Source organism: Acidibrevibacterium fodinaquatile, assembly GCF_003352165.1.
Lineage (GTDB): Bacteria > Pseudomonadota > Alphaproteobacteria > Acetobacterales > Acetobacteraceae > Acidibrevibacterium > Acidibrevibacterium fodinaquatile.
On record NZ_CP029176.1, the window covers coordinates 2,040,683 to 2,062,403 of the forward strand.

Genomic DNA, 21,721 nt, shown 5'->3' on the forward strand with positions numbered 1-21,721 from the left:
AAGCGGCCTCCTCAGGCCGGGGCGTGCGACGCGAGAAGAGCCGCGGGCAGGACATCGACCCGTAAGGCGGCGGTCCAGACCAGGGCGCAAACCACCTCCCGTCCGGGGTAGATCGTCGCGAGGATCGCGCGATAAGCGGCCATCTGGCGAAGATAGAGGCGCGGCGTTGCTGCCATATCTGCTGGCACCGCGCGGTTGGTCTTATAGTCGGCGATGAGCACATGATCGGGGAGCACGGCCAGCCGATCGATGAGGCCGCCGACCACGCGCCCGCCGGCTGGGGTCGCAAGCCAGCCGGTGATCGGCACTTCGGCGCGGCCGGCGGGGCCGAAAAGGGGGGCAAGGCGCGGGTGTTCGAGCACCGCGAGGGTTTCTTTGGCGAGACGGCGCGCGGTTTCGGGATCGAGGCCGTGGCCGGGGTGGCCGAGAAAATCGCGCGCCGCCGCTTCTCGGCGCCCCGGCGGCAGATCGGGAAGGTGCTGAAGCAGCCTGTGGATCAACCGGCCGCGGACGATGCCGGCCTCCCGGCCGCGGCCTGCCGCCCGCTCGGCGAAGATGGCGAGCGGCGAGGCTGCGGCGGGAAGCGGCCCGTCCTCTACCCCTTCCGGCCGGCTCGGCGCCAGCGGCTCCGGCTGGGCGGGCTCGGGCGGCGGCGGCGGCGGCCGCCAGTCCGGGGCGCGGCCAACGAAGCCGGGCAGCGGCGAGGGTGGCGCGGCCATGGCCGGCTCCGGGGCTGCGGCCGGTGCGGTCTGTTGGGTCTCGATGACCTGAATGCGTTGCTCATCCGGGCCGCCGAGTTCGGGGCAGGGAGCTTCCACGGCGCCGGGCAGCCGCGCCATCCCCAGCGCGATCTGCCGGTACCAGCTTGCGTCAGACGCCGGCCTTTTTCCCTGCCAGCCGCAAACCACCAGCCAATCCTCGGCGCGCGTCAGCGCAACGTAAAGCAAGCGGTTATCTTCTTCTTTTTGAAATTGTTTCTCACGTTGCACGGCATCCGAGAACAGGGCCGCGCGCATATCCTTGCGCGGGCTCCAGAGCGGCACGTCGCTTGCGCCGAGCGGGTCTGGCCGCCAGAACAGGGGAGATTTTTCCACCGGTGGCAAGCGCGTGGTGTCGGGGAGGATGACGAGCGGTGCCTGCAAGCCCTTGGCGCCGTGGACGGTCATGATCCGTACCGCGTCCCCAGCCGCCTCTGGCGCCCGCTTGACCTCGGCGCCGGCGCCGCGCAGCCAGTGGACGAAGCCCTGCAGCGAGGGCGGATGGGTCGCGGCATAGCTGCGGGCGGCAGCAAGGCATTCATCGACCGGCTCCGCCGCTTCCGGACCGAGCCGGGCATAGAGCCGCGCTCGCCCGCCGAGCCGCCCGAGCGCCTCGACGAGCAGGGCATAGGGCGTCGTGAAATCGACGCGGGCGCGCAAAGCCTTAATAAAATCCGCCGCCGCCCGCCATTCCGGCCGCTCATCGGCGCGGGCGAGCAGGGTCGGCCATAGCCCGTCGCGCCGCCCGAGCGCGAGCGCCATCAAACTCTCATCGCTCAACCCGCCGAGCGGGCTCACGAGCAGCGCCGCGAGCGACAGCTCATCTTCGGGCAACAGCAAGACGTCGCAGAGGGTCAAGAGATCAGCCACTGCCGGCTGATCGGTGAGCGAAAGACGGTCGAGCCCGGCGATTTTGACCCCGTGCGCTTTCAGGGCCCGCACCAAAGCCGCCGAAAACCCGTCGCGACGGCGCACCAGCACCAGAATATCGCCCGCGCGCAGCGGCCGGGCGCGGGAGGGGAGTGGGGTTGCTTGCGCGAGCCGGCCGGCGATCCAGGTGGCGAGTGCCACCGCCAGCCGCTCCGGCGCCGGTCTCGCCTCGGCCTCGTCGCCCTCTTCCGCAGGCGTGCCGAGCAGCGGCCAGAGTTCGACCCGCCCGGCGGCGCCGGCACGCGCGGCGAAATGCCGGAGCGTCGCCCCCGCCGCGACCACGCCGCACCGCGCCTCGCCCTCGGCGAACACGGCATCGACCAGTTGCAGGATCGGCGCCGTCGAGCGGAACGAAACATCGAGCGGCACCTCGCGCCAGGTTCCCCCGGAATGCCTGACGGCCGCCCGCCAGGAGTCGCGAGCGGGGCCGAGGGCGCCCGGATCAGCGCCTTGGAAGGAATAGATCGACTGTTTGGCATCGCCGACCGCGAACACCGTTCGCTGCTCTTCGCGCGCGCCCTCGCCGGCGAAGAATTCGCCGCTCAAGGCCTGCGCGATCCGCCATTGCGCCGGCGCGGTATCCTGCGCCTCGTCGATCAGCAGGTGATCGAGCCCGCCATCGAGCTTGTAAAGCACCCAGCCGACCCGCTCGGCGGCGAGCAGATCGGCGGTGCGGTCGATGAGATCGGCGTAATCGAGAAAGCCCGCTTCCTCCTTGAAGGCGGCATAATGCGCGGCGACCGGGCCGGCGAGGCGGACAAGGGCAGCGGTCGCCGCCACCTGCGCCAGCGCCGCGCGTTGATCCTCGATTGCCAGCACATGCGCCTGCGCGGCATCGACGGCGGCGGCAAGGCCGGGCTCGGCGTCGCGCAGCTTGTCGTTGACGAGGCGGCTCGGCGCCGTTGGCAAGCCATTGGCATTACAAAAAAAACCGCACCAGACGGACCATTGCGCGGTCCGTTCGGGGGGAGAAAGTGAAAGCCATGCGAGCATTTTCGCCGCTCGTTCCCGGACGGAAGGCGAGCCACGCGCGGCAATGCCTTGTAAACTCTGGCGTAGTTGCTTCTCGTCGGGCAAACGGACGGCGCCGGCCAGGAGTTCCGCCTCATCGCGGACGGTGAGGCCGAAAACCCGGCGCAGCGCCGCCTCCTGCCCCGCCGGGCCGAGGCGGTGAAAGGCCGCGAGACGCCCGGCATCGGCGCTGACGCGCGCGATCAAGTCGGAAAACCCGTTTTCGTCGATGAAGGCGGCGAGATAATCGAGCGCCGCCTCGTCCGCCGCCCGCCCGGCGATTTCGGCGAGCGCCGCCTCGCGCGAGGCCGCCATCGCCGCCGCTGCGTCGCCGTCTTCGATCAGGCGGAAATGCGGCGAAAGCCCGGCTTCGAGCGGAAAGCGCCGCAAGACGGATTGGCAGAAGGCATGGATGGTCGCGATCCGCATCCCGCCGGGAAGTTCCAAGACGCGCGCAAAAAGCCGCCGCGCCGCCACCCGCGTCTTCGGGGTCGCCTCGACCCCAAGCCCGGCCAGGGCGCCATCGAGTGCTGCGTCATCGAGACGAACCCAGGCCGCGAGCACGGCATTGAGCCGCATCGCCATTTCGGCGGCAGCGGCGCGGGTATAGGTGAGGCAGAGGATTTTGCCGGGATCGGTGCCGGCCAGCATCAGGCGCAAAATGCGGTCGGTCAGAAGCTTGGTCTTGCCCGCGCCGGCGGAAGCATCGACGAACGCCGAGGCCAGAGGGTCGGAGGCCAGACGCTGATTGGCGTCAGCGCGAGCCGCCGGATCAGCCATCGTCATCGCTGGCCTCGACGGATGCCACCTGCCATTCGCTTTGCCGCGCCAGCGCCGCATAATCCGAGCGCCAGGACGCCCGCCCCGGTGGCGAGGGGGTGGCCCGATACGGCGTCGCGTCGTCGGCGAAAGTCTCAAGAACGCTCAGCAGCCGCGTCTTGGTCGCGGCGATGATCTGCCCGAGCGTCGCGTGATCGCCCGCGAACAAAGCATGTTCCGCCCCCGGCGTTACGCCCCCGGTCAGGTGGAGATAGAGGAGGGAGACCGCCGGGGCGCGGAATGCCTCGCCGAACGCGCCGGCTTCTGCCATCGCCGCCTCCAAGGGAAGCTGGGGCGCCGTGCCTTCCGCGACCTCGCTCTCGCGCGGGACGGTGCCGGTTTTGAAATCGATCAGGACGATGCCACCATCTTCGTGCCGCTCGATCCGGTCGGCGCGGCCGGCAAGGGTGAAGCCGCCGGCGACCGGCAGCAGCCATTCGCCGGCGCGCTCGGCGGCGCGATGCTGTGCTTGGCCGCGCGCCGCTTCCCACCCCGCGACCCAATGCGCGATGCGGCGGAGACGCGGGCGCCACCAGGCGGCAAGGGCCGGGCGGATCGCCGCCTGGAGGAGCGCCGTCTCAAGCTCATTATCGAGCGCTGCGGCCATCGCCGCGGCGTCGGGAAGGGCTGCAAGTCGGTCACAAAAGCGGCGCAAGGCGCGATGCACGATGACCCCGAAATCCGCCCGCCCGATCGGCGGATCGAGCGGGGCGAGCGGGGTCAGGCGGAGAATGTGCCGCGCATAGATGGCATAAGGGTCGGCGAACAGGGTCTCGATCTCGGTCACCGTCAGGCGGCGCGGGCGGAGATTGGCCGGCGGCCGTGGCGCCGGCGGAGGGACCGGGCGCGGCTTGCCCTCGGGCTGGTCGATCGCCGCTGCCCACGCCGCCGCTGGGTGGCGCGCGAGCGGGGTTTCGAGCATCGCATCGAGCCGGGTGAGCCAGCGCGCCGGCACCACCGGGGCGCGTTCGCGCCGGCGCGGGCAGGAGAGCACCACCTCTGGCGCGGCGCAGGCGGCCATCACGAAATCATGCGCACTCTGGCCGATCGCCGCTTCCGGGCTCGGCAGGCCGAGTGCTGCGCGCATCGGTCGGCTGAGCCAGGGGCCAGGGTCGACGCTCGGCGGCCACACCCCCTCGGCCAGCCCGCCGAGCACGATCAGCTCGGCGCTTTGCAATCGCGCTTCGAGAAGCCCCCAGATGAAGATGCGCGGATGTTCGGCGCCGTCGCGCCCACGCAAGGCCCGGCGCGAGCGCACCACCGAGCCGGCGAGCAAAGCATCGAGCAGACCAGGGAGCGAAGCGGCCGCAAGCGGCGGCAAAACCGCGAGCGCCGCCAGCGCCTCCGAGAGCAGTTCGGCGAGTGCGACCCCTTCCTCGAACGCCCATAGCCGCGCCGCGCCGCTTTCGCTGTCGGTCGCGCCAAGCGCCTCGCCGGCCTCGATCAAAGCGACGAGCAGGGTCTCAGCCGGCACAAACGCAACCGCGCTCCCGAGCCGCAGCAAGGGCGCGAGCGCGACCTCGATCCGCGTCACGAAATCCTCCAGCGCCTCGCGCTCCGCCACCTCGGCGAGGACACGGCGCAGCCCGACAATCCCGCCCGGCGGTCTCGGCCCGCGCAATGCCGCGCGCTCGAGCCGGCGGGCGAGATCGCGCGCGGCCTCAGGGGCGAGGCCGGCGGCGGCGAAAGGGTGCTTGAGGAGCGCGAGCAACGGCACCGGCGCGAGATCTTCCGCCCAAGCGGCGGCGAGCAGGCGGAGAAACACCGCAGGCGGGGTTTCCCCCAGCGCCTCGCCGGCGCTGTCATCGGCGACGACGCCATAGCGCGCGAGTTCGGCCGTGACCCGAACGGCGAGATCGCGATCCGGCGTCACCAGCGCCGCCCGCGCCCCTGGCCGTTCCAGGGCGCCACGCAGGATGAGCGCGATCGCCTGCGCCTCCTGATGTTCATCGGCGGCTTCGAGGCGGGTTACGCCGGGAAGCGCGGCAACGCGTCCCTCACGCCAGCGATCGAGCCCCGCGGCGGGAAGCAAAGCGCGCGCCAGGATCGCCGCCCGCCCCGGCGCTCGGGCTCCGAGTCCCGCAGGGAGCATCTCATCCCAGGGACGGACATCGCCCGGGCTTGCGCCGATGGCGGCGAGCAGGCGGTGCATCGCCGCCGCCGGGTGGGTTTCGGGCGGGAACGCTGCCCCTTCCTCGGCCGGGACATCGGCGTCGAAACCCGGCAGCACGACGCGGCCATGCGGCAGGCGCGCGACAACCCCGAGCAACCGCGCCACCGCTGGGATTCCGCCGGTGCTGCCCGCCGCCCAGACCCGGGTTTTAGGTGGCGCGCGGCGCCAGGCTTCGGCTTGCGCCGCGATCAGCGCGACCTCGCGCGCCGCCGGGTTCATCACCGCATTCTCCGCCAGCCATTGCGGCCAGGCGCGGGTGACGATGGCGAGAAAGGTCAGCGTCTGTTGCCAATGGCGCGCGAACTGCCGCTGCGCCGCGCCCGGCAGGGCGCTCGCGAGATCGATGCCCTCGCGTTCGGCTTCGTCCATCAAGGCGGCGAGTTCGACCGCGAGTGGCCAAGCCCGCTCGGCGCTGCGCGGCGCCCCGGAGGCGCCATCGAGCGCGAGAATGAGCCGCGTGAGATGCGCCAGCCGCAGCATCGGCGGCACCGAAGGCGGAAGATCGAGCGCGCCGGCGAGCGCGAGCGGCGTTTCATCGAGCGCGCCGAACGCGATGATTCGCGGCAAAAGCAGCGGCTGGCCGCCGCTTTGGCGCAGAAACGCCTCCGCCAAGGCACGCGCGGCGCGGCGCGTCGGGAGCAGGATCAGCCCTTCCGCGACCGCGGCCGGTGCGCCGCCGGCGTCAGTGAGCCAGGCGGCGGCAATCGCGTCGAGAAACGGGAGATCGGCGGGGAGGGTGAAAAGATTCATCGCGTCGCGCCGATCGCCGGGTGGCGGAGGGCGATTTCCGCGGCGGCGAGGTCGTCCGGCGTCGAGAGATGAAACCAGAGCCCGTCATGGACCAAGGCGCGGGCGCGGCCGGCGGCGATCGCTTGATCCCAGAGCCGGTTCATCGAGAACGCCGCCGGCAGCTCGCCGCCATCGCCGAACAGGCGTGGCGAAACCAACTGCACGCCTGCGAAAATGTAGGGGGCGATTTCGCGCGGGCCGCGCCGGCGCGGCACGCCCCAGGGATCGATCAGAAAATCTCCCGCCCCGACATCTGCCATGACCTGGCAGGTGCGATGGCATAAAAGCAGCACGTCGATCGCCTGCTCCGCCCAGGCCGCGGCGAGACGCGAAAGCGCCGGGCGCGGCCCGTCAAGCCAGAAGGCATCGCCATTGATGACGAAAAACGGCGCCCCAGCCGCGACATCTTCCCCAAGCAAGCCCTCGGCCAGCGCCGCGCGGACGGCGCCACCGGTATCGAGCAACGCGGGTTCCTCGCGGAAAACCGTCTCCGGGCCGCCTTGGCGCGCGGCGAGATGGGCGCGCACGCGTTCGGCCTGCCAATGGCCGTTGACGACGACCCGCACGACCCCGGCCGCCGCCAGCCGATCGAGGGCGTGATCGAGCAGCGCCCGCCCGGCGAGCGGAAGCAGCGGCTTGGCCGTCTCCGCCGTCAAAGGCCGCATCCGCAGGCCAAGCCCGGCAGCGAGCAGCATGGCGGATGTCGGCGGCGAGGAAGCGGGCAGGGAAGGGGTCATGCCGCCGCCAGAGCTGGGTTGCCGCGCTTCTCAGGCGGGATATGGCGGTCAAAAAACGCCCTGAGCGGCGCCGCCTCGGGCCGCGCGAGCGCCGCCGCAAGACGCGCCCAGGTGCGCGGGCCATGCGCGAGATAGCCGGGTTTGGCATCGCGCAGCGCAAGACGCACCCAGAGCCCGGCAACGCGGACATGGCGGAGCGCCGCGAGCACGACCATGGCCGCGCGGAACGGCACCGGCTCGAGATCAGGGCTGGCGGCAAGAAACCGCGCGATCTCGCGCTCGGCGAGGCCTTCGGGAAGATCACGTCGTGCGTCTTCGATCAAGGAGACGAGGTCATAGGCGGGATGGCCGCGCGCCGCATCCTGAAAATCGATGATGCCGACGCGCCGGACACCCTCGCGCGCGGCGAGCCAAAAGAGATTGCCGGCAAAATAATCGCGATGGACCAGCCGCTTTGGCCCGGCCGCGAATGGGGCGAGGAGGTCTGCGAGCGCCGCCATGAACTCGGCCCGGATCGCGCCAGCGGGGAGGGTTCCGAATGCTGCCGGCCACCACCAATCGAGAAACGTCGCCGCCGCCGCCATCGCCATCGCCGCCGCATCCCACGCCGGAAGATCGGCGGGAGGTGCAATCGCCTGCAGCCGCACCAGGGCATCGGTCGCGGCGTCGTAATAGGGGATCGTGTTCGCAGCATCGAGCGTTGCCGCATAGAGGTGATCGCCGAAATCCTCGACCAGCGCGAGGCCCGAACCGGGATCGGCGGCGATGATCGCGGGCACACTCAGCCCGGCGCCCGCGAGGAGTCTCCCGATGCGAAGAAACGGGCCAAGATCCTCGTGCTCCGGTGGCGCCACCAGCAACAACGCCGGACGCGGCCCGCCATGGAGGCGAAAATAGCGGCGCACCCCGGCATCACCGGGAAGCGCCTCGATCCTCGCCCTCTCGAAATGATGGGCGGCGAGAAATTCGGCGACGTCGGGCATCAGAGGAACGGGGCTCCGGGTGGGGCGACGATCTCGGCGATGCGACTTCCCGGGCCACTCGGTGTCAGGGTTACGGTGAGCGCCAAAGCCGGCGCCAGCGGGCCAAGCCGATCAGGCCATTCGATGATCAGCATGTCGGCGAGCCACGCCTCGAGACCAAGTTCGGCGAGCCCGCCCGGCCCCTCGATCCGCCAGAGATCGAGATGGTGAACCGGGCCGCGGGCGGTGTCATAGCTTTGCACCAAGGTATAGCTCGGGCTCGGCACGTCGAGCGTGGGATCGGCGCTCAGGCTGCGCAGGGCCGCGCGGGCAAGCGCCGTTTTGCCGGCGCCGAGCGGTCCGGCAAGGAGAAGGGCGCGGCCGGGCGCGAGCCAGGCGGCGAGTTCGGCGCCGAGTGCCTCGGTCGCGGCGAGGGTTTCGAGCGGGCGCAACAAACCGGTTCTATTCCCCGGCGGCCGGCGCCACCAGCATCCGCCCGAGCGGCTTTCCGGCGAAGAGATGGACATGAAAATGCGGCACTTCCTGGCCGCTCGCGACACCCATGTTGGCGAGCAGGCGATACCCCTCCGCCTCCAGCCCCAATTGCCGGGTGACGGCGCCGACGGCGCGGAAAAACCCGGCGATCATCGCGGCGTCGGCATTGGCGGAAAAATCCGCGAACGAGACGAAACGGCCCTTCGGAATCACCAGCACATGCACGGGCGCCTGCGGCGCGATGTCGTGAAACGCGAGGGCGAAGGCGTCTTCGTAAACCTTCTGGCAGGGGACTTCGCCACGCAGGATGCGCGCGAAGATGTTGCCATCATCATAGGGGCCAAGACCGCTCACCGGCATCGTCTTTCTCCACCTGGCGTCTGTTGCGCACCGGGTGCGTGGTGCTCAGGGGATTTTCGTCGTCTGCACGCCGAAGGCAAGCGGCAGACTCCGCCCCTCGCCGCCGCGCGACGCTTTTTCGGCGATGCCGCTGATCCCCTCGCGGCGCTGCAATTCTGCCCAGACCTGCTCCGGATGCACCCCGCTCGCGACCCAGAGCACGAGGAGATGATAGAGGACGTCGGCGCTTTCGGCGATCAGCGCGGCGCGCTCGCCGCCCACCGCCTCGATCAGGCATTCGACGGCTTCCTCACCGAATTTCTGGGCGACCTTGGCAACCCCGCGCGACAACAAACGCGCGGAATGGCTGGTCCCCGGATCGGCGTCGCGGCGGCTCTGGATGACGCCATAGAGACGATCGAGCACGGTCGCGCTCAAACCAAGGGCGAGCGGCGGCGGCGGCATCAGCGCCGGCGTGGCGGACGCGCGGCGGCGTTTGCCGGCGGGCGTTTTGATTTTCGCGCTCTTCGTCGATTTCGCGGATTTCTTCTTGACCGGCTTGGCCATATTGCAAACTCTCAGGACATCACACGGGGGTTGCGCACCGGAAAACCGGCGGCAGCAAGCGCGTCCTTGACCTCCTGGATGCGGAAAGTGCCGAAATGAAAGACACTTGCCGCAAGTAGGCCAGTCGCCCCAGCCGCCGCCCCGGCGACGAAATGGCTGAGTTCGCCCACCCCGCCGGAGGCCACCACCGGCACCCTGACGGCCGCGCAAACCCGGCGCAGAAGGTTGATATCGAAACCCTTTCCGGTGCCGTCGCGATCCATGCTGGTTAACAGAATCTCACCGGCGCCGAGTGATGCCATGCGCACACACCAGGCGATGGCGTCGATCCCGGTCGCGCGGCGCCCGCCATGGGTGAACACCTCCCAGCGCGCGGGGGCGGTCTCTTTCGCGTCCACCGCGACGACGACGCATTGGCTGCCGAATTTCCGCGCTGCTTCCGCGACCAGCTCCGGCCGCTGGACGGCGGCGGAATTGATGCTGCATTTATCGGCGCCCGCGAGCAGGAGCCGGCGCATATCCTCGACGCTCCGCACCCCGCCGCCGACGGTGAGCGGCAGGAACACCCGTGCTGCGGTGCGCGCGACCACGTCGAGCAAAATATCGCGATTTTCGTGGCTCGCGGTGATGTCGAGGAAAGTCAGCTCATCGGCGCCGGCGGCGTCATATATCGCCGCTTGCTCCACCGGATCGCCGGCATCGCGGAGCGAGACGAAATTGACGCCCTTCACCACGCGCCCATCCTTGACGTCGAGGCAAGGGATCACCCGCAGGGTCAGCACGGCCGAATCGTCCCGCTCTGTTGCACTGGCATTGTTCTCAGGCTTTCCGCCCGAGCGGGCAAGTGGGACCAGGCGACAAAAAAGCAGGGAGTGGGGCAGGGAGCGGGGCGCGCGCCCAGGGGTTATTCCGGCCGGTGTTCGGGATGGCGGAGCATCCATAGCCGCTCATGCGCCGCAACCAGGCTCTCGATGGTGCGGCGGCGATTGCCCTCCGCCGGCGACGGGCGACGTGTCAGCATCAACTCAAGCACGTGAAGCAGCTTCTCCGCGATCTCGTAGTCGCCTTGATCGCAGGCATGGTGGAAAGCGATCAGGATTTTGTCTGACAACCGACGGCTGTAGCGCGGCGGGCCGATTTCAGATTTTCTGTCATTTTCACTTTCGCTCACGACGTGCCCGCCTACTTCGCTAAGTTTGCCAAAACCCCGACTCATCGCTCGGCGGCGATAAGACCATGTCTGGAGTCACTTGTCTTGTCCCAATTTTTGTCCGATGGCCGCCGCGAGTTCCTTCGCCGTGGTCTGCGGCCCGAACAAGGCGGCAAGGCGACCTTCAGGATCCATCAGGTAGATGAAGGAGGAATGGTCCATGGTATAGGCGGTTCCGTCCTTGGGCGTTTCCTTGGCATAATAGACCCGATAGGCTTTCGCGACCTCGGCGATTTGCGCGTCATTGCCGGTGAGGCCGATGATCCGGCTGTCGAACTGATGGACATAGCGCGCCATCACGGAAGGGGTATCGCGCGCCGGATCGACGGTGATGAAAAGCGGTGTGATCTGAGCGCCGGTCTTGCCTAACTTATCAAGGGCGTCGGCAATGGTTTGCAAGGTCGTCGGGCAGACATCGGGGCAAAAAGTATAGCCGAAATAAACCAGCAGCCAGTGCCCACGATAGGTTTGCTCGGTGACCGGGCGGTTTTGATCGTCAATGAGGTTGAAGGCGCCGCCGATCTTGGTGCCGGCGGGCAGTGCGATCGCAGCACCCGGCCCGCCACCGGGCTCGGGGCGGGTGAGCCAAAGCACCGCGCTGGCGAGCACGAGCACAACCAACACCGCGGAGAGAATAAGTCGCAACGGCGCTTTCATGATCGCGCCACCCCCCGCGCCGCCTCACGCCAGCGGGGAGATCTGTTCGGCAAAGGCTTCCTCCCAGCTTCCGGTGGTCGCGGCGCGGCTATATTCGGTCGCACGGTTTTCGAAGAAATTGGCGTGTTCGACCGCATTCAGCATCTCATCGAGCCAGGGAAGGGGGTTTTTTGCCTCGGTATAGAGGGGATCGAGGCCAAGCTGCGTCAGCCGGCGATCGGCAATATAGCGGATATAGCGCTTGACCGTCGCCGCATCGAGCCCCTCGACCGCGCCTTGCTCGAACGCGAGATCGATAAAGGCGTCCTCATGCGCGACGATGGTGGCGCAAACCGTGTTCAAATCGGCCTTCAACGCGCTGTTCCAGACTTCGGGATTTTCGGCGACGAAATCACGGAACAGGCGGATGATGGACAAGCAATGCAGCGTCTCGTCTCGCACCGACCACGAAATGATCTGACCCATGCCCTTCATTTTTCCAAAACGTGGGAAATTGAGCAAAATGGCAAAGGAAGCAAAAAGCTGTAACCCTTCCGTAAAAGCACCGAAAGCCGCCATCGTGCGCGCGATCTGATATTTGTTATCGACTCTAAAGCCCTGCATGTAATCGTATTTGTCTTTCATCTCCTTATATTTTAAAAAAGCCTGATATTCGATCTCGGGCATGCCGATGGTATCGAGGAGATGGCTATAGGCGGCGATATGGATGGTTTCGGTGTTCGAGAATGCCGCCAGCATCATCAGGACTTCCGTCGGCTTGAACACCCGGGCGTAGTGCTTCATGTAGCAATTATTCACCTCGACATCCGCTTGCGTGAAAAAGCGGAAAATCTGCGTCAGCAGATGGCGCTCGCTGGCGCTGAGATTGCGGTGCCAGTCCTTCACGTCATCGGCGAGCGGCACTTCCTCGGGCAGCCAGTGGATGCGCTGCTGGGTGAGCCAGGCGTCATAGGCCCATGGGTAGCGGAACGGCTTATAGACCGGGTTTTCGGTCAGGAGATCGAAGCGGATCCGGGTCTCGGCGGTGTGCTGATCGGTCATGCGCGGTCCTTTCGATCCAAGCTTGCTCGGCAAATCCATCCTCCAGCCGGACCTGCTTGGTCAAGCGTGTCATGATTTCACTTTCCATAATATAAATTATACGATTTTATGAGGCGCGGAATGGCGGAAATCCGGCGCCGTCAGGCGCTTACCCCGGCGGCGGCTTTGCAGCACTTCCCTCGCTTTGGCGGGCCGTGCCCAGGGTCTTGAGATAGGCGATGATGTCACGTCGCGCCGATTCGTCGGGAACGCTCATCGGCATCAAGGCGCCGGGAACCAGCGTTTGCGGCCCGGCGAGCCAGCGATCAAGGGTCGTCTCTGACCACACCAAGCCCGATTGCGCGAGCGCCAGCGAATACGGATAGCCCGACGCCGCCCCCGCCGTCCGGCCAACGACGCCCGCGAGCGGCGGGCCGGCGCGGGCGGTGTCGATCCCGTGGCAGCCGGCGCATTGGCTCTCAAACAAGGTCTTGCCGTTTTGCGCGCTGGCGACAGGGCCGAATCGCGCCATATCCTCCGCACCCTCCGGCCGGGCGGAGCGGAAAAACGTGTAAGAGAGGGTGATCTCATCGACATCCGCGGTGCCGCGATCGTCGGCGAGACGGGGATCGACGAAGAATGTCACCGGCATGTCGACTTTCTTATGCGCCTCAAGGCGTTCCTCGGTGAAGCAAAAGCATTGGATCTTCTTGAAATAGACCCCGACCTTGTCGGGCGTCACATTGAACGTCGCGTGCCCCACGATGTCGTTCGCGGAGAGATTTTCCGCCTCGAAATAGACCAGGGCCTGCTCGCCGAGATGAACCTTGATCGAATGCTGCAGCGGGACGAAACGCCAGGGAAGCCCGGGCGCGACATTGGTGTCGAAATAGACCGTGACGGTGCGCGCGAGCGTCGGCCCAGTATCGGCGCTGGCGCGCTGGGTGGTGCCGCCGGCTCCGGTCACCTGGCAGAACAAGCGATAGATCGTCACCGAATAGGAGACGAGCCCGGTCATCACGCCGATGACCGCAAGAAGAAAAACAATGGTCAGCGTGCGTTTCATGCGACCCTATTCCATCCTCCAGCCGGCACTCCTGCCGCGCGGCGAGATGTGGGCCCAGAGACCAGTGACTGTCCAGAGCCGAGGGGCGAAGAATTGATCATTTGCGCGGGCGTGCGATGATGGCCGATCGGTTCCCCTATGCGAGGAGAGATCGCGATGGAGATCAAGCGCGCCGGCTCACAGGCCTCGGGCAAGGGGTCGGCGGACTATTTCACCGGAGCGGTGCGGATCGATCCGCTGTTTTCAGCGCCCGATCCGGCGCGGGCCGGCGGCGCCCTCGTCACGTTCGAGCCCGGCGCCCGCACCGCTTGGCACACGCACCCGTTTGGCCAGACCCTGATCGTGACCGCCGGCTGCGGCTGGGCCCAGCGCGAGGGGGGCGCGGTCGAGGAAATCCGCCCCGGCGATGTCGTCTGGTTCGCGCCGGGCGAGAAACACTGGCACGGCGCGACGCCAACGACGGCGATGAGCCATATCGCCATTCAGGAGCGGCGCGACGGCTCACAGGTTGAGTGGCTGGACCATGTCACCGAGGCCCAATATCGACGTTGACGCGCGCGCCTCTCGCCCCTCCCCCTGGACCCGCCGAAAATCGCATCAGAGCGTCACCCCGGGCGCGAGTGGTCGGGCGAGGCTGCCCTTGAACAGAGTAATCCCCCCTGCCCGCCCCCAGTTCAGCGCCGCCGGCCCATCGACGCCGGCGAGAATGAGGCGCCGCGGATCAATGCCGCGCGGCAATCCGCCCTCGGCATAGGCCGGCTGGAAACGGAATTGCAGCAGATCGACCCCTTCCGGCCCGAGTGGAAAGGCGCTGAGAAGCGCGCGGGTGAGGCCGCGGAGCACGATCCGATAGCCACGGGCGCGGGCGAATTCGCGCGCGAAACGATAGGCCGCGGGATCGGCAAGGATATCCGCCGGCCGCAGATTGAGCAGCACTTCGCCGCGCAGCGCCGCCGGCAGCGCCTGGTCGAAGCGCAAGAACTCCGCCGACAAGATACTCTCGACGCGCAGATTGAGCGCGAATGGCGGCGCCTCGCGGAGTTCGTCGGGGGCTGTGAGCAAAGTAAGGATGCGGCGGTCGAGACTCCGGTTGAGATAGTGGAGCAGCCAGGGTGCCGCGGTCAGGCTGCGTCCCGGCACCAGCATGGCGGCGAGATCGTCGTAGGCGAGCCCCCTCTCCTCCCATTGCCGCGCCATCCGCCCGCTTTCTTCCAGGCGCGAGATCGGGCGGCGGCGGATGAAGGAGGAGAGATCGATCTGCACCAAGTTGCGCACCAAGAGCGGCAGGAGGGCCGGATCGATCGCGCCGTGCGGCGCGGTGGCGCCGCGGGCCTGATCGCCGGCGCGCGAGGCGGGCTCGCTTTCGGCGATCAAGCGGAGCAGCATCTCGGCCGCCGCGGGAAGGCGGAAGGTCTCGGCCAGCCTTTCCCACTCCGGCAGACGCTCGGGCATATCGGCGAGGAGATGGCGGATCGCCGTAAAAGCGCGATCGAGCAGATGGCCGCCCTGGCCGCGCCAGACCACCACCACCGCCTCATTCGCAAGGCGGAAGGCGCTGGCGCGATCGGCTTCCAAAAGCGGGTCGAGGGCGGCGCGGAACAGGCGGAAATGATGCGGCTTGGCGCAAGACGGCGGCAGCAGATCGAGGCGAAGGATGAGCCCCTGGCGCTCGGTCGCGGTGGTCACGCAGGATTGCACGACGCCGGCGAGACTGTCGGCAGCGTCCGCGGTGCTGGTCCAGGCGGAGAAATTGAACGCGCTCACGCCTTGCCGCCCTCTCGCTCCGGCGGCGGGCGCGCGCCATCGAGCAAAGCCGGCTCGGCACAGCCAAAGCGGCCTTCGGGCGCGGCGGCGGCGGCGCGGGTGATGCATTGACCAAGAGAGCAATTTTGCGCCGAGGGACAGGCGAACATGCGCGCCGCCGCCGCCATCGCCGCGGCGTGGCGGCCTTGGAACAGGGAGATCCCGCGCGCGACACCCCAGGCGAGCGCGGCCTCGTCATCGGCGCCGCGGAGCACGATTTGATCGCCGCCGAGCGGATAAAGAAGGCGGCTGACATCGCGCGCGCTCCGTTCGGCGAGCGCCGGGCTGAGATCGAGAATCAGGAAATCGGGCCCGAGCGCCGCCGGGGCGGCGCAGGCAAAGGTCTCGGCATGGATGCCATCGAGCGCGAAAAGCGCCCCGGACGTGGCGATGACGCGCCGCGCCGCCTCCAGCGTCTTGGGATCGGCGCACACCTCCTCGAAGGCGAGAACGACGGCCAGAGCAACCCCGTTCTCCCGGCAGAGACTCGCGAGCGACGAAAAATCCGCCGCCATCACGCCGGCGAGCGAGAGATGGAGATGAAGCGGCGGCGGGGGTTCGCCGGCCCAGGCGGAAAAATGCGCGCGATGGGGCACGGGATCGAGCGGCAGCCCGGTTCCCGCGGCGGCGATGAGGGCGGCCAGCACATCGCCGTCGAGACTGCCGAGGTGATGGCGGAGCAGCGCCGGATCAGCGCCCGTCCCGCCTGCGTCCCAGCCGGCGAGAAGTGCCGGGTCGAGCCGCCAATTACGGAACGCAAGCGTCATGCGGCCGCGTGCCAAGCGGATTCCACTTTCGCGCCGCATCAAGGCAGCGAGCGGCGGTGGGTCGGGCGTCGGCGGTGGGTCGAGTAGCCGGCCAAAGCCGGGAGATTTTTCGGCGAGTGACGCCGGCGATGACACTTGCGTGGCTTCGCTCAGCCGGCCGGCGGCATAGGCGATGAGATTCAGCGCCTCGTTTTCGAGCGACCAAAGCGAGACCAGATTTTCCGGAAACAGCCGCTCGAGGACCGCAACCAAGCCCCGCAGCGCCCGCGTATCCTCGCGGCAAAAGAGCAGGAGATCGCCGCTGCTGAGGGCGTGGATCTGGCCATCGACGCGCGGGGCGGCTTCTTCGAGCAGGGCGCGGGCGATGCGGCCGTGATAGGGGCGGCGTTCGGGCAAACGCGAGACATGCACGACCAAAGCCCGCCATCCCGCCGGCCGCCGCATCACCCGCCGCACCGCCTCCAATAGCGCGCGCTCAGCCGGGAGCGATGCCACCCCGTCGCCCGCCGCCCGTTCCTCCATCGCCTGCGCGATCACCCCGGCCGTCACCTCTTCGCACTGAGGCGGCGATTTTGGCAGCAAGGAATGACCGGCGGGTTAAGATTTTCCGTCCCAGTGCGGCCGGCCGCGGCGGTGTCAATGTCGGTTGGCGGCGCCGCCGTCGATGGTGACGATGGTGCCGCTGATATAGCCGGCCCGCTCCGAGGCGAGGAAAGCGGCGAGATCGGCGACTTCCCGCGCCGCCGCCATGCGCCCGAACGGAAGGGTCTTGACCTGCGGCAATTCCTGCCAGCGATCGGGGGTTCCGAAGGCGGCGCGGCTCCAGCTTTCGACCAGCATCGTCGCGCGCTCGGTCGCGGTCAGACCGGGATTGATGCCGACGACGCGAACGCCATCCGCCGGCGAGGCGCTGCCGAGCGCCCGGGTGAAGGCCATCAGCCCGGCATTGCCGGTGCTGCCGAGGATGTACTGGGCGTTGAGCCGCTCGCCGGCGGCGCCGATGATGTTGATGATGACGCCGGAGCGGCGCGCCGCCATGCCGGCGTAACAGGCGCGCGTGAGGTTGATAAAGCCGAACATTTTCAAATCCCACGCCGCCCGCCAGGTCGCGTCATCGATCTCGGCGAGGGTTCCGGGCGGGTTGGCGCCGGCATTGTTCACCAGAATGTCGATCTCGGGGCAGGCGCGCGCCAGCGCCTCTTGGTCTGCGGTGCGCGAGAGGTCGGCGGGATGGATCGTGATCGCGATCCCTGGGTGCGCGGCGCGAAGCTCGGCCGCCGCGGCTTCGAGTGCGCTGCGATCGCGGCTCGCGAGCGCGAGGGCGCAACCCTCGGCGGCAAAAACGCCGGCGATGGCGCGGCCGATCCCCCGGCTCGCCCCGGTGATCAATGCTTTCTTACCCGCCAATCCCAGATCCATTTTTACCTCCTTGCAGATAAAAGTTTTTTGGTTCTTTTTTTCAAAAAAGAACAATCTTTACTTCTGCCTTTCCCCCGCATTTTCTCCCTACTCCGCCGCCGCGCGCAAGGCCGCCCCGGCGGCGAGCGGGGCGAGCGCAAGCAGCACCGCGAGCACTGCGAGCAAAAGCAGGAGATGCGGCCTCACCGGCAGGTGAACGGCGGCGGCGGCGGCGGCGGTAGTGCCGAAAATCAGCACCGGGACGGCGAGCGGCAAGACGAGAAGCGGCAGCAGGACGCCGCCGCGCCGCGCGCCGAGCACGATCGCCGCCCCTGCCGTCCCCAAAAGCGAAAGCGCGAGCGTCCCCGGCAATAGCCCGCCGAGCAGCACCGGCAAAATTTCCGTCCGCACACGGAGCATGAGCGCGAGCGGCGCGGCGGCGAGCAGCAGTGGCAGGCCGGTCGTCAACCAGTGCGCGGTTGCCTTGGCGAGCGCGATGGCGGCGGCCGGAAGGCCGGAGAGCAGCCACTGGTCGAGTGCGCCGTCCTCGAAGTCGGCGCCGAAGAGGCGGTCGAGCGGCAGCAGGGCGGCAAGCAGGGCTGCGACCCAGACGATGCCGGGCGCGATCCGCGCGAGTTCCGCCGGCGCCGGCCCGATCGCGAGCGGAAACAATGTTCCTGCGAGGAAAAAGAACAGCAAGGCCGCGAGCGTATCGGCGCCGTGACGGAGCGAAAGGCGGAGTTCTCGAAAAATGAGGTGAAAAAACAGTCTCATGAAAGGAAAACATGAGATGAATTGGGAAATGGCAGATCGTGATGCGTCGCCGCGATCACCATCCCGCCCGCGGCGCGATGCCGGTCCGCAATCGCGCCGAGAGCGGTGAGCGAGGCGTCATCGAGGCCGTTGCCAGGCTCATCGAGCAGCCAGAGCGGCGCGCGGGTAAGCAGCAGACGCGCGATCGCGAGCCTTCGCCGCTGGCCGGCGGAGAGGAAGCGCGCCGGGAGATCGGCGAGCGGCGCGAGATGGACGGCTGCCAGCGCCGCCCCGACATCGCCGCCGCGGCGCGCCCAGAAGGCAAGGTTTTCGGCAACCGAAAGCCCCGGCTTCACCGCATCCTGATGGCCGAGATAGGCGAGCCTTCGGGCGTGATAGGAAAGATCGGCGAGCGCGTCCTCCCCGCGCCAGAGCAACGTTCCGGCGGCGGGCGGAATGAGGCCGGCGAGGACGCGGAGCAATGTCGATTTTCCGGCCCCATTCGCTCCGCGCAACAGCAACGCGCCACCGGCGTCAAGCCGAAACGACACCCCCTCGAGCACCAGACGCTCGCCACGAAACGCCGCGATCTGGCGGACTTCCAGCCATGCCCGATTCTCGTCCCGTGCGTCTTCGCCCGCCATCCGCGCCCGCCCCCGCTTGTCGCTGCGCGGGGTATGGTCTAAGCCCGCGCCTCATGCAACGCATGCCCGTGGCGCAATGGCGCCGCACGTGGCCAAATGGAGCGAGAGCGCATGAAAACGGTCGGCCAGGACAGCCTCAAAACCCGCCGCACGCTTACTGTAGAGGGAAAATCCTACGACTATTTTTCCCTCCCCGAAGCGGCGCGAACGCTTGGCGACATCTCCCGGCTTCCGGTCACGCTCAAGATTCTGCTCGAAAACATCCTCCGGTTCGAGGACGGCAAGTCCTATACCGTCGATGACGCCAAGGCGATCGCGGGCTGGCTGGAAAACGCCCATTCCGAGCGCGAGGTGCCGTTCCGCCCGGCGCGCATCCTGATGCAGGATTTCACCGGGGTTCCCGCCGTCGTCGATCTCGCGGCGATGCGTGACGGCATCACCCGGCTCGGCGGCGATCCCGCCCGTGTCAACCCGCTGGTGCCGGTCGATCTCGTGATCGATCATTCGGTGATGGTCGATGTCGCCGGCCGCGCCGACTCGCTTGCCCGCAACGTCGCGATCGAGTTCGAGCGCAATGGCGAGCGCTATGAATTCCTCCGCTGGGGCCAGGAGGCGTTCAGCAATTTCCGCGTCGTCCCGCCCGGCACCGGCATCTGCCATCAGGTCAATCTCGAATATCTCGCGCAAGGGGTGTGGACCGCCGAGGCCGAGGGCAAACATGTCGCCTATCCCGACACGCTCTATGGCACCGACAGCCACACGACGATGGTCAATGGGCTTGGCGTGCTCGGCTGGGGGGTTGGCGGCATCGAGGCCGAGGCGGCGATGCTCGGCCAGCCGATCGCGATGCTGATCCCCGATGTCGTCGGCTTTCGCCTCACCGGCCGGCTCCGCGAGGGCATGACGGCGACCGATCTCGTCCTCACCGTCACCGAAATGCTGCGCAAAAAGGGCGTGGTCGGCAAATTCGTCGAATTCTACGGCCCTGCCCTCGATCATCTGCCGCTCGCCGATCGCGCCACCATCGGCAACATGGCGCCGGAATATGGCGCGACGTGCGGCTTCTTTCCGATCGACCGGGTGACGCTCGATTACATGCGTCTCTCTGGCCGCGATCCGCACCGGCTCGCCCTCATCGAGGCCTATCTCAAGGCGCAAAACATGTGGCGCGACGAGACCGCGCCCGAGCCAAAATTCTCCACTACGCTAGAACTCGATCTCGGCAGCGTCGTCCCCTCGCTTGCCGGGCCGAAGCGGCCGCAGGATCGCGTCGCCCTCGACAAGGCCGCCGGCGCGTTTTCGGCGGAATTGGCCAAGAATTTCGCCGTGAGCGCCGAGCAGGCGGCCAAAAAGGTCAAGGTCGCCGGCAAGAATTACGAGATCGGCCATGGCGACGTCGTCATCGCCGCGATCACCAGCTGCACCAACACCTCCAATCCCGCGGTGATGATCGCCGCCGGGCTGGTGGCGCGCAAAGCCCGCGCGCGCGGGCTCGCGCCGAAACCCTGGGTGAAAACCTCGCTCGCGCCCGGCTCGCAGGTGGTCACCGAATATCTCAAAAGCGCCGGGCTCGACGCCGATCTCGACGCGCTCGGCTTCAACACCGTCGGCTATGGCTGCACCACCTGCATCGGCAATTCCGGCCCGCTCGATGAGGCGATCGCCAACGCGATCGAGGACAACAAGCTGGTCGCGGTCTCGGTGCTCTCGGGCAACCGCAATTTCGAGGGCCGCGTGCATCCCAATGTGCGCGCGAATTACCTCGCAAGCCCGCCGCTGGTGGTCGCCTATGCCCTCCTCGGCACGATCGGCGAAGACATCACAACGGCGCCACTCGGGACCGGGTCGGATGGCAAGCCGGTCCATCTCCGCGATGTCTGGCCGAGCAACGCGGAGATCGCCGAGGCGATCGCGCAGCATGTGACGCGGGAGAAATTCGTCGCCCGCTATAGCGACGTCTTCAAGGGGCCGGAGCAGTGGCAGCGCATCAAGGTCGCCGCGCACGAGGCGACCTATCGCTGGAACGACGGCTCGACCTATGTCAAGAACCCGCCCTATTTCAAGGACATCAGCAAGACGCCACCCGGGGTCGCGGACATCAAAGGGGCGCGCGCGCTGGCGATTTTCGGCGATTCCATTACCACCGATCACATCAGCCCGGCCGGCAGCATCAAGAAATCCTCCCCCGCCGGCGAATATCTGCTGACCCATCAGGTGCGCGAGGCGGATTTCAATTCCTATGGCGCGCGGCGCGGCAATCACGAGGTGATGATGCGCGGCACCTTCGCCAATATCCGCATCAAAAACGAGATGCTGCCGGGCGTCGAAGGTGGATACAGCAAGCACTTCCCCTCCGGCGAGCAAGCGCCGATCTATGACGTCGCCATGCGCTACCAGAAGGAGGGGGTGCCGCTGGTGGTGTTCGGCGGCAAGGAATACGGCACCGGCTCCTCGCGTGACTGGGCGGCGAAGGGGACGATGCTGCTCGGCATCCGCGCCGTCATCGCCGAGAGCTTCGAGCGCATCCATCGCTCCAATCTCGTCGGTATGGGCGTCCTGCCGCTCACCTTCAAGGACGGCATGGACCGCAAGGCCTTAAAGCTCACGGGTGAGGAAACCTTCGATCTGCTCGGCCTCGACACGCTTCGCCCGCGCATGGATCTCGCGCTCAGAATCCATCGCCCGAACGGCGCGACCGACGAGATCACCTTGCTTTGCCGCGTCGATACCGCCGATGAGGTCGCTTATTGCCGCCACGGCGGCATCCTGCCCTATGTTTTGCGCGGCATGGCGGCCTGAGCCGGCGCCTTACGTTGCGGCGGC

At 67.7% G+C, this 21,721-nt stretch carries 19 protein-coding genes; 2 read left to right on the plus strand and 17 right to left on the minus strand.

The genetic code is table 11. The features are described from left to right. Positions 1–11: 11 nt before the first annotated feature. The 12 genes from addA to DEF76_RS09850 form a co-directional block, all read right to left on the minus strand. Entirely contained in the window at positions 12–3,485 is a 3,474-nt protein-coding gene (addA, locus tag DEF76_RS09795; RefSeq protein WP_338025711.1) for a double-strand break repair helicase AddA, read from the minus strand. Next, complete coding sequence (gene addB / locus DEF76_RS09800) at positions 3,472–6,441, minus strand: double-strand break repair protein AddB (RefSeq protein ID WP_114912180.1); 2,970 nt, start codon at positions 6,439–6,441, stop codon at positions 3,472–3,474. Before addB ends, addA begins: the two co-directional genes overlap by 14 nt. After that, positions 6,438–7,217, minus strand: coding sequence for a nucleotidyltransferase family protein (locus DEF76_RS09805; protein WP_114912181.1), 780 nt, complete (start codon positions 7,215–7,217; stop codon positions 6,438–6,440). Before DEF76_RS09805 ends, addB begins: the two co-directional genes overlap by 4 nt. Then, complete coding sequence (locus DEF76_RS09810; RefSeq protein WP_114912182.1) at positions 7,214–8,200, minus strand: aminoglycoside phosphotransferase family protein; 987 nt, start codon at positions 8,198–8,200, stop codon at positions 7,214–7,216. Before DEF76_RS09810 ends, DEF76_RS09805 begins: the two co-directional genes overlap by 4 nt. Then, positions 8,200–8,634, minus strand: a complete 435-nt coding sequence (tsaE, locus tag DEF76_RS09815; RefSeq protein WP_162800585.1) for a tRNA (adenosine(37)-N6)-threonylcarbamoyltransferase complex ATPase subunit type 1 TsaE — start codon at positions 8,632–8,634, stop codon at positions 8,200–8,202. The genes DEF76_RS09810 and tsaE overlap by 1 nt, the downstream gene beginning before the upstream one ends. A 7-nt stretch (positions 8,635–8,641) precedes the next feature. After that, on the minus strand, positions 8,642–9,034 hold the full coding sequence (locus DEF76_RS09820) for a histidine triad nucleotide-binding protein (RefSeq protein ID WP_114912184.1): 393 nt from the start codon (positions 9,032–9,034) through the stop codon (positions 8,642–8,644). Positions 9,035–9,079: 45 nt separating this feature from the next. Then, positions 9,080–9,580 (minus strand): phosphoribosyl-ATP diphosphatase, encoded by a 501-nt coding sequence (locus DEF76_RS09825; protein WP_114912185.1) that lies wholly within the window; start codon positions 9,578–9,580, stop codon positions 9,080–9,082. An 11-nt stretch (positions 9,581–9,591) separates the two neighbouring features. After that, positions 9,592–10,362: an imidazole glycerol phosphate synthase subunit HisF gene (gene hisF / locus DEF76_RS09830; protein WP_114912186.1), complete on the minus strand. Its 771-nt coding sequence runs from the start codon at positions 10,360–10,362 to the stop codon at positions 9,592–9,594. Positions 10,363–10,484: 122 nt separating this feature from the next. After that, a complete protein-coding gene (locus DEF76_RS09835; RefSeq protein WP_205215973.1) occupies positions 10,485–10,751 on the minus strand; it encodes a hypothetical protein in 267 nt (88 codons plus the stop codon). A gap of 75 nt (positions 10,752–10,826) precedes the next feature. Continuing rightward, on the minus strand, positions 10,827–11,447 hold the full coding sequence (locus tag DEF76_RS09840) for an SCO family protein (RefSeq protein WP_114912188.1): 621 nt from the start codon (positions 11,445–11,447) through the stop codon (positions 10,827–10,829). A 24-nt stretch (positions 11,448–11,471) separates the two neighbouring features. After that, positions 11,472–12,488: a ribonucleotide-diphosphate reductase subunit beta gene (locus tag DEF76_RS09845; RefSeq protein WP_114913795.1), complete on the minus strand. Its 1,017-nt coding sequence runs from the start codon at positions 12,486–12,488 to the stop codon at positions 11,472–11,474. A 148-nt stretch (positions 12,489–12,636) separates the two neighbouring features. Next, positions 12,637–13,533: a cytochrome c oxidase assembly protein gene (locus DEF76_RS09850; protein WP_114912189.1), complete on the minus strand. Its 897-nt coding sequence runs from the start codon at positions 13,531–13,533 to the stop codon at positions 12,637–12,639. 156 nt (positions 13,534–13,689) lie between these two features. Between DEF76_RS09850 and DEF76_RS09855 the strand changes: the two genes are divergently transcribed. Then, positions 13,690–14,085 carry a (R)-mandelonitrile lyase gene (locus DEF76_RS09855; RefSeq protein ID WP_114912190.1) on the plus strand — a complete coding sequence of 132 codons (396 nt, stop codon included), beginning with the start codon at positions 13,690–13,692 and terminating at the stop codon, positions 14,083–14,085. Between the two features lie 45 nt (positions 14,086–14,130). Here DEF76_RS09855 and DEF76_RS09860 read toward each other — a convergent pair whose 3' ends face one another. The 5 genes from DEF76_RS09860 to ccmA all read right to left on the minus strand — a co-directional run bounded on the left by DEF76_RS09860 (position 14,131) and on the right by ccmA (position 18,898). Beyond that, complete coding sequence (locus DEF76_RS09860; RefSeq protein ID WP_114912191.1) at positions 14,131–15,297, minus strand: hypothetical protein; 1,167 nt, start codon at positions 15,295–15,297, stop codon at positions 14,131–14,133. Continuing rightward, the gene (locus DEF76_RS09865) at positions 15,294–16,652 is read right to left on the minus strand and encodes an EAL domain-containing protein (RefSeq protein WP_114912192.1); all 1,359 of its coding nucleotides are present in this window, start codon (positions 16,650–16,652) and stop codon (positions 15,294–15,296) included. The genes DEF76_RS09860 and DEF76_RS09865 overlap by 4 nt, the downstream gene beginning before the upstream one ends. Positions 16,653–16,739: 87 nt before the next feature. Then, positions 16,740–17,522, minus strand: a complete 783-nt coding sequence (locus DEF76_RS09870; protein WP_114913796.1) for a short-chain dehydrogenase/reductase — start codon at positions 17,520–17,522, stop codon at positions 16,740–16,742. 87 nt (positions 17,523–17,609) lie between these two features. After that, positions 17,610–18,275 (minus strand): heme exporter protein CcmB, encoded by a 666-nt coding sequence (gene ccmB / locus DEF76_RS09875; RefSeq protein WP_114912193.1) that lies wholly within the window; start codon positions 18,273–18,275, stop codon positions 17,610–17,612. Continuing rightward, complete coding sequence (ccmA, locus tag DEF76_RS09880; protein ID WP_114912194.1) at positions 18,272–18,898, minus strand: heme ABC exporter ATP-binding protein CcmA; 627 nt, start codon at positions 18,896–18,898, stop codon at positions 18,272–18,274. The genes ccmB and ccmA overlap by 4 nt, the downstream gene beginning before the upstream one ends. A 111-nt stretch (positions 18,899–19,009) precedes the next feature. On the opposite strand from ccmA, the gene acnA reads away from it, so the two are divergent. Beyond that, positions 19,010–21,697: an aconitate hydratase AcnA gene (gene acnA, locus DEF76_RS09885; RefSeq protein ID WP_114912195.1), complete on the plus strand. Its 2,688-nt coding sequence runs from the start codon at positions 19,010–19,012 to the stop codon at positions 21,695–21,697. Positions 21,698–21,721: the final 24 nt, after the last annotated feature.